The sequence below is a fragment of the Dolichospermum sp. UHCC 0260 genome (assembly GCF_009711985.1).
GTDB classification, from domain to species: domain Bacteria; phylum Cyanobacteriota; class Cyanobacteriia; order Cyanobacteriales; family Nostocaceae; genus Dolichospermum; species Dolichospermum lemmermannii.
Window position 1 is genome coordinate 18698 of sequence record NZ_VIKZ01000072.1, and the last position, 14735, is coordinate 33432.

11 protein-coding genes and 1 pseudogene are annotated in these 14735 nt (G+C 40.1%); 4 read left to right on the forward strand and 8 right to left on the reverse strand.

Features of this window, described 5'->3' with window-relative positions:
- Positions 1–5: 5 nt before the first annotated feature.
- Together FJR08_RS20810 and FJR08_RS20815 are read right to left on the reverse strand one after the other, a co-directional pair.
- Complete coding sequence (locus FJR08_RS20810) at positions 6–536, reverse strand: ComEA family DNA-binding protein (protein ID WP_168634413.1); 531 nt, start codon at positions 534–536, stop codon at positions 6–8.
- Between the two features lie 83 nt (positions 537–619).
- On the reverse strand, positions 620–991 hold the full coding sequence (locus FJR08_RS20815; protein ID WP_168634424.1) for an NINE protein: 372 nt from the start codon (positions 989–991) through the stop codon (positions 620–622).
- A 530-nt stretch (positions 992–1521) separates the two neighbouring features.
- Between FJR08_RS20815 and FJR08_RS20820 the strand changes: the two are divergent.
- A pseudogene (locus tag FJR08_RS20820) lies at positions 1522–3081 on the forward strand (group II intron reverse transcriptase/maturase).
- Positions 3082–3382: 301 nt separating this feature from the next.
- On the opposite strand, the gene FJR08_RS20825 reads toward FJR08_RS20820, so the two are convergent.
- Positions 3383–5305 carry a transglycosylase domain-containing protein gene (locus tag FJR08_RS20825; protein WP_168634415.1) on the reverse strand — a complete coding sequence of 641 codons (1923 nt, stop codon included), beginning with the start codon at positions 5303–5305 and terminating at the stop codon, positions 3383–3385.
- Between the two features lie 173 nt (positions 5306–5478).
- On the opposite strand from FJR08_RS20825, the gene tyrS reads away from it, so the two are divergent.
- From tyrS to FJR08_RS20840, 3 genes are all read left to right on the forward strand, one after another.
- Positions 5479–6669: a tyrosine--tRNA ligase gene (tyrS, locus tag FJR08_RS20830; protein WP_174783190.1), complete on the forward strand. Its 1191-nt coding sequence runs from the start codon at positions 5479–5481 to the stop codon at positions 6667–6669.
- Between the two features lie 695 nt (positions 6670–7364).
- Complete coding sequence (pyrF, locus tag FJR08_RS20835; protein WP_168634417.1) at positions 7365–8075, forward strand: orotidine-5'-phosphate decarboxylase; 711 nt, start codon at positions 7365–7367, stop codon at positions 8073–8075.
- Positions 8076–8242: 167 nt separating this feature from the next.
- A complete protein-coding gene (locus FJR08_RS20840; RefSeq protein WP_168634418.1) occupies positions 8243–8893 on the forward strand; it encodes a hypothetical protein in 651 nt (216 codons plus the stop codon).
- Positions 8894–8960: 67 nt separating this feature from the next.
- On the opposite strand, the gene hemJ is transcribed toward FJR08_RS20840, so the two are convergent.
- The 5 genes from hemJ to FJR08_RS20865 all read right to left on the reverse strand — a co-directional run.
- Positions 8961–9539: a protoporphyrinogen oxidase HemJ gene (gene hemJ / locus FJR08_RS20845; RefSeq protein WP_015083228.1), complete on the reverse strand. Its 579-nt coding sequence runs from the start codon at positions 9537–9539 to the stop codon at positions 8961–8963.
- 204 nt (positions 9540–9743) lie between these two features.
- Positions 9744–10595 carry an alpha/beta fold hydrolase gene (locus FJR08_RS20850; protein ID WP_168634419.1) on the reverse strand — a complete coding sequence of 284 codons (852 nt, stop codon included), beginning with the start codon at positions 10593–10595 and terminating at the stop codon, positions 9744–9746.
- A 271-nt stretch (positions 10596–10866) separates the two neighbouring features.
- On the reverse strand, positions 10867–12555 hold the full coding sequence (locus FJR08_RS20855) for a TrkA family potassium uptake protein (RefSeq protein WP_168634420.1): 1689 nt from the start codon (positions 12553–12555) through the stop codon (positions 10867–10869).
- Between the two features lie 499 nt (positions 12556–13054).
- Positions 13055–14302, reverse strand: a complete 1248-nt coding sequence (locus FJR08_RS20860) for an OFA family MFS transporter (protein ID WP_168634421.1) — start codon at positions 14300–14302, stop codon at positions 13055–13057.
- Between the two features lie 6 nt (positions 14303–14308).
- A partial coding sequence (locus FJR08_RS20865; protein WP_168634422.1) for an RNA-guided endonuclease TnpB family protein occupies positions 14309–14735 on the reverse strand: 427 nt, incomplete at its 5' end.

The following is a 14735-nucleotide window of genomic DNA, read 5'->3' on the forward strand; positions in this document are numbered from 1 at the left end:
ACTGACTAAAACCGCAAATAATACATCAACTGAGCGATCGCATCCCCAGATAATTCTAAACGTTGTTGAAAATCTGCTAAACTCCGGTAAGGACCAGCAGCCAGACGGTTTTCCACAACTGTCTGTGCTAGGGATAAATCTATAAAAGGGATTTTGGCAAGACTTTCTACCGAAGCAGTATTAGGGTTAACTTGCTGGGGTTTATCGAGGGAATTATGATCATAATAATTAAAATTCAGCAAAGACTTGAGCGGTTCTAATCGTTGTACTGGCAAACCCAAAGCCGCAGCCACATCTTCGACACAATAGAATATTACACCAGCGCGAGAAAGTTCCACAAGCGATCGCCCTTGGTGAATTGACAACCCAGGTAAACGCAGCCAATCATCCACAGTTGCTTGATTAGCATCAATACCCAAACCCAATTCAGCGGCCATTTGTACCTCTTCCCCCGACTGTAAACGATAATAAGGATCATTCAGCAGCTTGGCGCGAAGCTTTTGCAATTTCAGATTTAAAGGTAGCCACTTATTCATTTTTAACCTGATCCTTTTACCAATTACCAATTACCAATTACCAATTACCAATTACCAATTACTAATTACCAATTACCAATTACCTAAATTTGATCTAACATTTGCCGACGTTTTTGCTCAAACTCGTATTCAGAAATTAATCCATCTTGACGGAGTGCTTCTAACTCACGCAAAGCATTAGCAACTGATTCTACTTGATTCCCAACTTGGGTTGATACCTTCATTACTGATTCACCCAAATTAAAATACCGATCAAAAGTTTCTTCATCTTGAGTTAAATACCAAACCCCTTCAATAGCACAAGCTACCTTGGGAATCGGTGTCCAAGACAATAGAACATACAGTATTCCCCAAAGTGGCTGTCCCAAGTAGAATTTATGTAAACCCGAAATCGTTAATGTGCCAGAAAAGGCTAAAATAGCAGCAATAGTCCGGCTTTTTCGTTTAGTTAAGATCATTTTATCTATAGCCATTCTACTTGATTCATGAACTGATTAATTCTTCAGAGGGAACAGGGAACGCAGGGGAAACGCATCTAAATTTTATTGACAAAATACCGATTTAATGCGTAAACCAATAAATCCTCATTTATCGTTTGATTGATTTTTTCAGAGTCATAGTGATGGAATAAAATATTGTCAATAATGGTCGTTAATGCGAATATTTTGGTCATTATTGAGATTAAATTGCCCTTATTGATAAGATGCGTTTCCCCTGACACAACAGCAAAATCCTGACTTCACTGGAGCATAATTCCCGCCGCATATTGGTCAGATAGCGGTAAGAGTCTAGGGAATCCAGTGGTTGAATTGGCTACACCTAACGGAACTATCAATCAACCGAGGGAACGAATAAAAACGGATTGAGGGTCTAAGGGCGGATTCGTTCCCTAAGTAGGCTGGACGAGCAGCGGAAATCCCTCAATCCGGGTAGGACAGGCCGTAATTGGTCTGAGGTGTTCAGAATACACAAATGGTCGCAGAGCATGATTAGACACAGAGGCAACTCTAGTGAATCCTGGAAGACGTTGCCTTGGAAGAAATTCCGCCGTAACTTATTCCGCCTACAAAAACGCGTGTATAAAGCTGTTCTTGTTGGAGACAAGCGCAAAGCGAAGTCCTTACAAAAGCTGATTCTGAAATCAACCTCCGCAAGATTACTGGCTATTCGTCAAGTAACACAGCTAAATGCTGGGCAAAAGACAGCGGGAATTGACGGTAAAACCGCGCTCTCTTTTGAGCAAAGGTTTCAACTGAGCGAAAAACTCTCAAGCGAATGTAACGACTGGAAACACCAGGGATTACGTGAAATACCTATCCCCAAAAAGGACGGTAAAACCCAGATTCTCAAAGTCCCCACTATTGCAGATAGGGCGTATCAATGCCTTATTAAATACGCATTAGAACCAGCACACGAAGCAACTTTCCATGACAGGAGCTACGGGTTTAGAACGGGACGCTCGGCACACGATGCCCAGAAATTCCTGTTCAATAACCTAAATTCTCGCGTCAACGGAATAGATAAACGAGTTATAGAACTCGACATCGAAAAATGCTTTGATAGGATAAACCACACCGCCATTATGGACAGACTCATTGCTCCCAAGAGCATAAGACAAGGAATTTTCCGATGTCTCAAAGCCGGAGTTAATCCAGAGTTTCCCGAACAAGGAACACCTCAAGGTGGTATGGTAAGCCCACTATTAGCTAACATCGCCTTAAATGGGATTGAAAGTATTCACAGATATCACAGGACATCCAACTGTAGAATCACAGACAAAACCTCCAAGGAATATATTATTGAGCCATCAGTCCGCTACGCAGATGACATGGTAATAATACTCCGTCCCCAAGACGATGCTACCGTTATACTTGATAAAATCAGTCAGTTTTTAGCAGAGCGGGGAATGAAAGTCAGTGAGCAAAAGACAAAGCTAACCGCCGCGACAGATGGGTTTGATTTCCTCGGCTGGAACTTTAAAATCCAGAAAAACGGAAAGTTTAGATGTACCCCCTCAGTGGATAACTACAAAGCTTTTCGCAAGAAAGTAAAACACATCATCAACAACTCGAATTATGGTGCTACCACAAAGGCTGAGAAATTAGCCCCAGTAGTTAGAGGTTGGAGGAATTACCACCGCTTCTGCAAGATGGATGGGTCGAAGTTTTCCTTATGGCACATCAATCACAGAGCATTCAGGGTATTCAACAAGGAAACTAAGCAGAATCGCCATACCTGCCACGAGCTAATCAAGAAAGCATTCCCAGCAGTTCCTTACTCCGAAAACAAACACATCAATGTTAAAGGTGAGAAATCACCCTACGATGGAGATCTAAGTTACTGGAGCAAGCGCAACAGCAAGCTCTATAACAGCGATACCTCTAAAGCCCTTAAACGGCAAAACCATAAATGTGGTCATTGTGGATTGAAAATGATTGGGGATGAGAAGGTACATTTGCATCATGTTGATGGAAACCTAAAAACCTTCTAGCCATTCACTTTCATCTGCCACGATTATATACATATCAGCAAAAGCGGAAGCTAAGAACATCGGGAGCCGGGTGCGGTGAAAGTCGCACGCCCGGATCTAACTGAGAGGGGCGAGGAATAATATCCTCCCTCGACTCAACCAATGAACGTGACATTAGAAAGGATGAAAGCGGAATTGGAACAAACAAAATAACTGGGAACAGGGGAGGCAGTGGGAAAATTCTTTCTCCCACTGACAACGGACAACGGACAACGGACAACTGTACGGGCGAAGTATTTGGAGAACTATTTTTGGCAATGACCGATAATTTATCTTCCAAATGCTTCGCCCCTACTGACAACTGACAACTGACCAATTAGTTTGATTTGGGACGGGGAAACTGAGAAGGAGGCTTAAACTTTTCTACGGGTACGCCCTTAAGTGCTTTTGTCATAAAATCTCGCCAAATGGGGGCTACAGTACCACCACCAGTTGCTCCACTAGCTAACTGTTTGCTGTCGTCCCGTCCTACCCAGACAGCAGTAGTTAGTTGGGGTACAGTACCTACAAACCAAATATCCTTTTCTGAGGATGTAGTTCCTGTTTTACCCGCACTGGGGCGATTTATAGCAGCACCTTTTCCCGTACCTTCTGTCATTACTGAAGTCATGATATCAATAGTCGCTGCTGATGCCCAAGGGTCAAGAACTTGTTTAGGTTTGGGTGTATTATCGAGAATCACGTTACCAGCACTATCTGTAATTCTCACAATTACAGTAGATGGTGACTGCCAGCCATAATTAGCAAAGGTAGCATAGGCACTGGCCATTTCTAGGGGAGTGACACCAATAGCACCCAAAGGTAAAGAGGTAACAGGTTCCATGGGACTCATAATTCCTAATGTCCGGCAGGTTTCAATCACCTTATTCATCCCCACCGATTTACCAAGTTTAATCACTGGGATGTTTCGAGATTGAGCGAGGGCTTTGCGAATTGACATCGCTCCGGCAAAGCCACCATCATAGTTTCTTGGGAAGTACCTATTATTACCATCTTGGTAGCTGACTGGAGCATCTATCACTGTGCTATCTGGTGCATATTTGCCAGTAGCAAAGGCGGTATAGTAAACAAATGGTTTAAATGAAGAGCCTGGTTGTCGTTGAGCTTGTGTAGCTCGGTTAAATTCACTGGCTTTGTAATCTACACCACCGACAAGGGCTTTCACAAAATGGGTGCGGGGATCAATTGACACTAAGGCCATTTGATTCTTATTCAACCCTTGAGACTGAAGCTTTTCATGCCAATCTCTAACGGTTTCTTCGGCCATTGCTTGGAATTTAGCATCAACCGTAGTTTGGACGCGCATTCCCCCTTTGAGCAGAGAATCACGTCCAAATTTTTTCGCCAACTCTTGGGCTACAGTATTGGTAATATAAGGTGAGGCACTACCTTGAAAAGACCTGATTTTACCCAGTTTAATTGGTTGTTTCAGGGCATCATCATATTCTTTTTGGGTAATCCAATTCAATTCGATCATTCGCCCCAGAACTTCTTTTTGTTTCTGTTTGGCCAATTTCATGCTTGCAAAAGGGCTAAACTCTTCTGGTGCTTGGATTAAACCCGCCATCATAGCTGATTCACCCAAAGTTAAATATTCTGCTGATTTATTAAAATAACTGCGGGCTGCTGTTTGCACACCGTAGTTATTATGACCCCAATAAACTTGATTGAGGTACATTTCTAGAATTTCCTCTTTGCTGAGGATTTGCTCTAACCGAATTGCTAGGACAGCCTCGGCTAACTTCCGCGTAAATGCCCGTTTTTGAGACAAAAATAAGTTTTTTACTAACTGCATGGTGATGGTAGAACCACCTTCTTTTACGCCACCTGCTACCATGTTGACTATGACGGCACGGCCAACACCAGTGGGATTAATCCCGTGATGATCGTAAAAGTGACCATCTTCACTGGCCAAAACTGCGCGTTTGAGGTTGGGGGAAACTTTATTTAATGGTACTACTTCTCGGTTAGCCTCTCCGTGGATGCCAGTTAAAAGTTTGCCTTTTATATCGTATATGTAAGTTGTTTCCGAGGGGAAAAAGTTTTTTATTTGTCTAACATCTGGTAAATTACGGAAACTAATGGCTAAACCTACCAGTGTTCCCGCCACAATAGAGCTTGTTAAGAGTGTCATGGATAGCAGCGTACCCCCAGTTATCTGACCGACTCCTTTAAAAAACTCAAATCCAGATGAATCCTTCTCTTGTGGTTGTTTGTTTGCAAAAGTCCTAGACGACACGGCGATCTCACTTCCTCACTTGTAAATTTAAATGTAATTCATTAAATGGAAAAAGACAGTTAATTTTTTGCAATTATAGTAATCTGACAGGAAAAAGAACAGATAATTGGTTTGTGAACATAACAAACTTAACTTTTAGAGTGGAAAGTATAGTTAATAGCGAATTTCTTAGTATGACGCAAAGTTTCTCTTGGTTGCATCGTGGTGTGGCAGAAATTTTTCCCCATAATGGTGATAATGATCCGGAAAGTTTGGAAAAGCGGTTACTCAATTCTGACTGTCCGTTAAGGATTAAACTGGGTATTGACCCGACTGGGGCAGATATTCATTTGGGTCATAGTATACCTGTACGGAAATTACGGGCTTTTCAAGATGCTGGTCATACAGCGGTACTGATTATTGGTGATTTTACTGCCCGAATTGGTGATCCTACTGGTAAATCTGAGGTGCGTCGTCAACTTACGGAAGCTGATGTGGCACAAAATGCCCAAACTTATCTTGACCAAGTCCGTCCTATTTTAGATTTTGATACTCCCGGTAGGTTAGAAGTCCGTTATAACTCAGAATGGCTTTCCCGTCTAGATTTGGGGAAAACTTTGGAGTTACTTTCCACAATGACGGTCGGACAAATGTTGGCTAAGGAAGGTTTTGCGGAACGTTATAAACAAGAGAGTCCTATTTTTCTCCATGAGTTCCTGTATCCACTGATGCAAGGTTATGATTCTGTGGCTGTGGAAGCTGATGTGGAATTGGGAGGGACTGATCAAAAATTTAACATCGCTGTGGGACGAGATCTACAACGTCATTTTGGTCTAAAACCTCAATTTGGACTGTTATTACCAATTTTAATTGGGACTGATGGTGTCCAAAAAATGTCTAAGTCTTTGGGTAATTATGTGGGGTTGGGTGAACATCCTTCCCAAAAGTATCAAAAACTTCAAGGTATACCAGATAATTTACTGTCACAGTATTTTGAACTGCTCACAGATTTATCTTTGGATGGTCTGCCAGAAAACCCGCGCCACGCCCAAGAATTTTTAGCCTGGGAAATTGTCCGTCAGTATCACGGTGAACAAGCGGCTAATGAGGCGAAGGAGGCGGCAAAAAGTGGTGGGAAGGAGGGAGCATTACCAGAATTTTCTCTGGCTGCTGTTCCTCAATTTCCGGCGAAATTAGCGTTTATTTTAGGTGCTACCGGTTTATGTAAAAGTACAGCCGAAGGTAAACGGAAAATTCAGGAGGGTGGAGTGAGGATAAATAGTGATAAGATTGCTGATGCGGATTTAAGTTTTTCTACACCTGATGATTTATATGATAAGGTGTTACAGGTGGGTAAGAAGAATTTTGTGCGGTTGGTAAAGTAGCTGTCAGCTATCAGCACTCCAGAGTCAGTCAGGGAATCTATTCCCTGTCTAAAAATAAGAATGACTTTGATGTTTTTATTTATCTTATTTAAAATTTTTATCGTTAGCATGATTTTAATATCTTTGCTGATTCCGTCATCATAAACTGTCTATTTTGTCAACCCACCCTTGACGTTGCTTTACAAAACTACATCAAGGTATTTCTAAATTTGTCCAAAAAATTCTCTATCACTCCTGAATATTTTCCCCGTCCTCACTTTCCCTATTTCTCAAATACCTATAAATAAAGGATTTCCAGATTGTACTTCCTACAATTTTAGAAAATTGATATACTACGCCTAAATTATGAAATTTTACCAAATCGCTGAAACTATTGCAAGATCGTTGATAAATAGAAATTATTCTCAATAAAATATTAAGAAAATATAAATATGAAGTTATATTAATTTTTCTAAAATAGAAATATTTAAACTATTTTCCAAATATTCATAATTTACACTTATAAATTAGGGAAATAACAGGGTTAAGAGCAAAATTTTTGTTGTAGTCTATTACACAGTATTTATATGTTATTAAACACTTGTAGGCTTTAATTAAGTAAATCTAATTGTTAAACTACTCAAAAGTAGTCATATTAAACATCGCTATTAAAGTATAATAAATTGGATAATATGTAATAAGTAATAATAAGAATTATGAATGCTGACAAAATTATTGTTCCTTTAGATGTACCAGATTTAGAGAGTGCGATCGCTCTTGTTGATAAACTTCCCCAAGTCACTTTCTGGAAAGTTGGTTTGGAGTTGTTTACTAGCACTGGTCCCAAGATTCTGGAAATCCTCAAATCTCAAGAAAAGCGAATTTTCCTAGATTTGAAATTTCACGATATCCCCAATACTGTCGTCGGTGCTTGTCGCGCTGCGGCTGGTTATGGGGTGGATTTATTGACAATTCACGCAACTTGTGGTAAAGATGCTCTTAAAGCTGCGGCGGAAGCGGTGCAAATTGGGGCGGAAAAAGCCGGGACAAAACCACCTCAGTTAATCGCTATTACGTTGTTAACCAGTATTTCGGCGCGACAATTGGCGGTTGATTTAAAAATACCTTTAGAATTGCCAGAATTTGCTTTAGAAATGGCACTGTTGGCACAGAATTCTGGTTTAAATGGGGCTGTTTGTTCTCCCCAAGAGGTGCAACAATTAAGAGCAAGTTGTGAAAAAGACTTTTTGCTGGTTTGTCCAGGGGTGCGGCCAACATGGGCCGAGAAGGGAGATCAAAAGCGATCGCTCACTCCCTCTCAAGCTATCACAGCGGGTGCAGACTATCTCGTTATCGGTCGTCCCATTACTGCGGCGGCTGTTCCTGAGTTAGCTTGGAATCAGATTTTAGAGGAGTTGAAGATATAATCTGATTATCAAGATAGTTCTTCCTCGTCATTTCTATGATAACAAATTCAAAATCAATTGTCAACCCTCTTAATACTATTTTTTTGCCTTTGTTGGGGGTAAGTTATTAAATCAAATCGGTTTTACGTTTTACGTTAATTAGACACCAATTGTAGCAAAAATGAGCAATGCTAAACCCTGACTGTAGTTTAGGAATTCCAGAGGAAAAAAGCAAAAGGAAGAAGAAAGTAAATTTCTCTCCTGCTTTTTGGTGCTTATATTTGATAGCCTGTAATTGCTGGCTGTTTATTTCTCCTGGATTTCATTACTCCGCTGATGCTAAAAATATTCCTCCCAAACCTGTAAATCCCAAAATTAGTAATTCTTGTTCTGAGCAAAGTTTAGAAACTTTAACAACTCAGCTAATATTAGATATACCTAGCTATACTAATCGTGTTATCCAGCGTGCGCGTATTCTGAACAGGAGTGTTGATACTTTTTCCTATATATTAGTTGCTGGTAAACCAGAATTTGAACCTTTACCATTAAATCCAAGTATTGATAATGGGGATAAGTATAACGCCAAAGGAGTAAAACAGGTTTTCTTTACTACCCTAGAACGGACATATATCCACAAAAAACCTGTGGAATTACAAGAATTTCACAGGCTATTTTTGACAAAAACGAACATTGGTTGGACTGTGGTAATGATGTTTACCCAAGACGGTAGTTATCCAGTCAAACCACCTATCGCACCACCGAGAAATAGTAGTAACGGGGCGATCGCTCAAGGTGTTAAACTATGGTTACGGGATTGTCAAGCTGGCAGTGTTCGATAATCATATCATTGTTTTTGTTTCGCGCAGAGGCGCAAAGAAGCAAAGGCGCAAAGGAAAAAATACATGATTACCCTTGGGGAATTTGATTTAATTCTGCTGTGAGTTTTTCTTGATTACGTCTGCGGATTTTGGCGTAAAGTTGAATAGTCACAGCCATGAAAATCACTAAACCAAAAATTAACCAAGCTGTAATATCCGTTGGTAAGTTATTCTTAAATGTCGCCAACATCACAATTACAACTAATAAAAGTGTTGGTGCTTCATTTAATGCGCGTAAACTTTGACCAGTCCACTTACATTCATTTGCTGCTAACTGCTTCATTAATCTTCCACAGTAGTAATGATAGCCAATTAAAATCCCTACAAACCCTAATTTGAAATGTAACCAGGGTTCTTGTAGCAGTTCCATGTTTGTAGATAAGATTCCAATGGCCATTGCTACCGTTACGCACATACCTGGAGTGGTAATAATATCGTAAAGACGCTTTTCCATGATTTGATACTGGTTTTTCAGTATCGTTCTTGCTGGTTCTGGTTCAAGGTTCGCTTCAACGTGGTAGATAAACAACCGCACTAGGTAAAATAACCCCGCAAACCAAACCACAAAGCCAATAATATGAAATGCTTTAAACCACGAATAAGCCATGAATCCTAACCTACCTTCATCAATTTACAAATGATTGCATCTACTCTCATTATCAGGTTATGGTGATTTCACAGCAAGGATGTGGATAGGTTAAGAAGTGTAAATCTTACAGCAGGGAACAGGGAACAGGAGATAACTTTTCTTCTTTCTTCTTTCTTCTTTCTTTCTCCTGACTCCTGACTCGGTGACTCGGTGACTCCTCCTCTAATTCGACTGGGAGCGCCGGACAAATGGTAATAAATCCTGTAAAATTACTTCATGATAATGTTCTTGGGGATAATGTCCCACATTATTAAGTTTAATTATTTCACCATTGGCGACAGATTTAACGAAAGTTTCCGCCATATCTACAGATAACCAAGGATCAATTATCCCCCATTGGACTAAAATAGGTTGTGGCCATTCTTTAAACCCATTTTCTATTTCTATCATCGCTTTTTCTAGTTGAAAATTGCGAATTGTGGTGAGGAGACTTCTCCCAGAAGCAGAACTTTTCAAAAATGGTTTTCTATAAATATCTAAATCTTCATCTTCAATGCGGTAACGACTACCCCCTTCCAATGTTCTATCAACCAACAAAGGATCTTGGGTAATGATATCTCCAGCCAATGGTAAACCCATTTGTTTGATTTTCCAAGGAATTTTTGCAGAAGTAGAAATTGGTGTATTTAAAATCGCTATATTAGCAATCTTTTCAGGATGACGTAAGGCATATTGTAACCCAACTGAACCTAAAAATCCTTGGACAACTAAGGAAAATCTTTCTAATTCTAAAGCTTTAACAAATCCATCCAAAGCTGTGATAAATGCGTCCGGAGTATAAGCAAAATCCTGTTTTTCGGGTTTACCAGAAAATCCGTAACCAATCCAGTCAGGTGCGATCGCTCTATTTCCCTGTGCTGCTAAACTGGGAATAACATTTCTCCAACTATAACTTTGAGAAACTAACCCGTGTAAGCATAACACAGGGATTAAATCAGTTCTCCCAATCGGTTCAGCTTCCCGATAAAACCATTCTAAAGAATCTACCGTAATTTTATGTTCTTGAATTGACACGCTATTTTCCTATTTGGGAATGCAATAACACTGTACAAGTGCTACATTATCATCCTACAAATAGGTAACAGGTGAGCAAATTCAACCTTTGCGCCTTTGCGCGTGCATCTTTCAGAGTAACTTCGTTAACGCGCAGCGTGCCGTAGGCATAACATAATTCCCAAAAAAAGAAAAAAATTTCGCATTTTATAGATAAAGGGGGTTGACTTGCGGCTGGGAATCTGATATAGTTGAAACTGACGAGGAAGAACTATCTTGCCATAAAAATTAATTAAACTCCAATACCTTTTCCTTCTTCTCGCCATAACTGATTTAACCTGTTAGCGGGCATGGTTAAATACAAAACATCTCCGGGGGCGAGAATCGTTTCTAATAAATCCCAGCCCTGTACAGTTTCGTGGTTGATTTCCACATACAAAGGCACAAAATCCGCCAACTTGGCCACATCTTTCACCCACTCATCACAGAAAGGGTGTATTGGTGTAATTGTGGTGGCAAAAGCTACCCATAAATTATCAGCAATAATGCCATTACCAATAATCCTACCACCTAGGGCAGCAGCAGCGAAGGCAGGGGCAGCTAGTTCAGCGGGACTGAGTACAGCTTCAAAGTCAAATACCTGTTGTGCTATACCAGCAAAATCGGGATCAGCATAGTTGACAATCACAGGAATATTCGGTGCTAAAGCCTTAGCTTTGAGAGCAATTTCCAAATTAGTAGCATCATTGCTAGTGACAGCTAAAACTGCGGTAGCTGTGTTGATATTACTTGACTGTAGAGTAGCGCGAAAACTGGCATCAGCAAGGATGACAGGAATACTCATACCTCTAGCAGTAGTCACATATCTATTATTAGCGTCTGTTTCAATTACTACTACTTCATGGCCACTCAGATGTAATTGTTGAACAATTCTAATGCCGATACCACTTAAACCGCAAACAATATAATGATTATGTTGGGGAATTCTCGCTGCGTCTAGAAATTGTTTTAAGCGACTACCCAGGATAAAATCTGTCAGCGTAGCGTACCAAAGCCCAATTACCACAGCCCCAATTAGCATAATGATAACGGTAAATAATTTGATGCTATCAGGTGCATTTTCTACGACTTTATCATTACCACCAGCCCCTGTAATCATGCCGACAGCAAAATATAAAGCATCAACAAAAGAGAGATTATGCTTACTGGCAACATAGGTAAATGTAGAGAGTAAAATAATTACTAATAAAGCTATTGCCATGCCGACAACTGATTGGGCGTGTTTCTGAAATTCCCTAATATTAGCAAAAGCTTTGATTAATTTTCTAATAAATGATTTACGTTGTGGACGAATGCGGGGTTGAGTGCCAATAATTAAGCGATCACCTACTTTTAATTGTTGATCTAATAACACTGCTGAAACTACATTCATTTTCCCTTGGATAGGGACATAATAAATCAGCATTCGCGTTGGATCTTCCCATAAACCGCTAATTTTTCTACCCTTCCAAGCATGATTTTCGTGAATATATTCTTCTTGAATTGGCCAAGTTTGCTCAAGTAATTTAATTTGGCCAATGGCTTTGTTTCCTAAAGCGGCAAAGGTAAATACTGGTGCGGCTAAACCCACAACACTCAAACTTAAATGATTTGACAAAGTTTGATCAAGACGTTCACCTAAATTCGTATTATAAAAACGGTTAATAATCCGAATTTGGGGATTAAGTACCCGTGCTTGCATCATGATTGATAAATTTAGGGCATCATCAGAAGTCGCAATTACTAAAGTATGTGCTTCGGTAATTCCCGCTGCTTGCAAAGTGGCAACTGCCTGTAACTCACCAACAATTACATTAGCAGCAGTTTCACCAGCAACGGGTTTGCGATGAATACCTACTACTAAAGCCCCATGTTCTCTCAGTAACCGAAATATTTTATATCCGGTACGCCCTAAGCCGCAAACAATAATTCGAGGTTTCATAAAACCGCAGCATAAAATTTATATAAATGGCTACATAGGGGGTGCTGAAAAAGTTGTCTGTGAGGGCTAGGAGTCAGGAGTCAGGAGTCAGGAGTCAGGAGGAAGAATTAGAAGAAGAGAAGAATAGTATTGAATCTGGTCAAGTGATAGGTTTTTGCTGATTTCAACCCTTATTCCTTGCACCTGATTCACCTTTTTTACCTTCAAACTCTTGATATATCTCAGTTCTAGGTTTATTCAGCAGCCCCTACATATCAATTATCAAAAAAGAATTCAGGAGTTGGAATTGAATTCAATAATCTCTATTCTTGCTTAACTAACGGGATAATAACTGTAACTGAACACACTATAGGGATAAGATCCCCGACTTCTTAGAAAAGTCGGGGATCTGACTCTTGCAGAAAATTAAAAATAATTAGAAAATGCACATAATAATCCGACAACCCTCTAACTAATGCGGGAAAGCATAAGTTAAGAGGGGATGTCGAAAACGAACAAATTATGTGACTAAATCGGCATTGGCAGAAGTGCGTTTCAGCATGAATACAGCCACAATAATTCCCACAATGGCTAATCCCGCAGTTGGATAAAAGAAATTAGTGTAACTGCCGAAAATGTCTCTAATTTTGCCAGCTAATAAAGTTCCACCCAAAGCCCCCATACCGTAAGCAGTGAAGACAATACCGTAATTTTTGGCATAGTCTTGGGATTGAAACATGATTAAAGTAGAAGTGGGAGCGATCGCTAACCAACCCCCCAAAGCGAAGTAAAATAGCGAAAAAGCGACTATATAAGTGAGTACACTGCCCTTACCCGCACTCAGCATCATAATCGAACCAATCAAAATTAAAACAAAGGAAACAATTGCCCCCAACTTTGGCGTAAATTTGTCCGTAAACCACCCAAAAAACAACCGTCCCGCACCATTAAAGACAGCAAACAGAGAAACTGTATTTGCGGCTGTGGCTGCATCTAATTTAATAATTTCCTGTGCTAGAGGACTAGAAATACCAATAGCTGCCAGTCCCGCAAAAGAACCAATGGTGTAGCACAACCACAAGCCATAAAAACTGGAAGTCTGAAGAATTGATCCTGAAGTTGTCGTGTTAGAATTCGCTTGAACAGCTACAGGTGGAGTCCATCCTTCTGGCTGCCAACCTGGAGGAGGAGTTGTGAGGACAGTAGAAATAGCCGTAATAATAGCTGCAAAAGCAATACCTAAAATTACAAAAGTTTGCTGAACTCCAACAGCATCTATCAGAAACTTGGCCAAAGGTGCAGTAATTAAAGGTGACAAACCAAATCCAATCACAGTAGCGCCCACAGCCAAACCTTTTTTATCAGGAAACCACTTAGCCACCACAGCCAATGGTACACCGTAAGTGATACCCACACCCATACCAGCAATCACACCATAGGTAATAGTTAATGTGGGAATATTGCCACCCAAACTAGAGAGAATATAACCTACTGCCGTAATTAACCCACCAACACCTGTAATCAAACGAGTATCAAAACGATTGATATAAAAGCCAGTGATTGGCATTAAAATTGCGAATACAACCAGCAGCACCGTAAATGGTAATAGGCTATCAGTTGCACCCACACTAAGAAGTTTTTCCAAAGGTTTTCTAAAAATACTCCAAGAATAAACTGTACCCAAGCACAGTAAAACAGTGATACTTAGAGGTATCAGTAGCCATCGCCCTTTCTCCGCAGGCATACCAAATAATTGTAGTTTTTCCATTTGTTGTTATGTGAGGTGAATATTTGACACTCCCCTGGCTAAAGCCGAGGGGATTCTACATTCATCGTCAAAACTTGGCTCAACCAGGCTTGCACCAAGTAGAGTAGTGGCTTCAACTCCTGTAGCGTTAATTTGGGGATGCCCTCCCCTATTTTTTGCCAGATTTAGAATATTAACTGCGGCATTTGTATCTCTATGCAATTCGCATCCACAACTACAATTATGGGTACGAGTTGATAGAGATTTTTTGACAATTACGCCACAACTGGAACACTTTTGAGAAGTGTAATGAGGTGCTACGGCCATAGCAATTTTGTCAAATTTAATCGCAAAATATTCTAGCCATTGCCTAAACAAATACCAACTAGCGTCACTAATTGATTTTGCTAAACAATGATTTTTCACCATATTTGAAACCCTTAAATCTTCATAA

Bases quoted from the DNA above. Each gene is read 5' to 3' on its own strand.
- FJR08_RS20860 (WP_168634421.1), bottom strand. From the start codon at position 14,302: ATGGAAAAACTACAATTATTTGGTATGCCTGCGGAGAAAGGGCGATGG.
- FJR08_RS20855 (WP_168634420.1), bottom strand. From the start codon at position 12,555: ATGAAACCTCGAATTATTGTTTGCGGCTTAGGGCGTACCGGATATAAA.
- tyrS (WP_174783190.1), top strand. From the start codon at position 5,479: ATGACGCAAAGTTTCTCTTGGTTGCATCGTGGTGTGGCAGAAATTTTT.
- FJR08_RS20840 (WP_168634418.1), top strand. From the start codon at position 8,243: ATGCTAAACCCTGACTGTAGTTTAGGAATTCCAGAGGAAAAAAGCAAA.
- hemJ (WP_015083228.1), bottom strand. From the start codon at position 9,539: ATGGCTTATTCGTGGTTTAAAGCATTTCATATTATTGGCTTTGTGGTT.
- pyrF (WP_168634417.1), top strand. From the start codon at position 7,365: ATGAATGCTGACAAAATTATTGTTCCTTTAGATGTACCAGATTTAGAG.
- FJR08_RS20810 (WP_168634413.1), bottom strand. From the start codon at position 536: ATGAATAAGTGGCTACCTTTAAATCTGAAATTGCAAAAGCTTCGCGCC.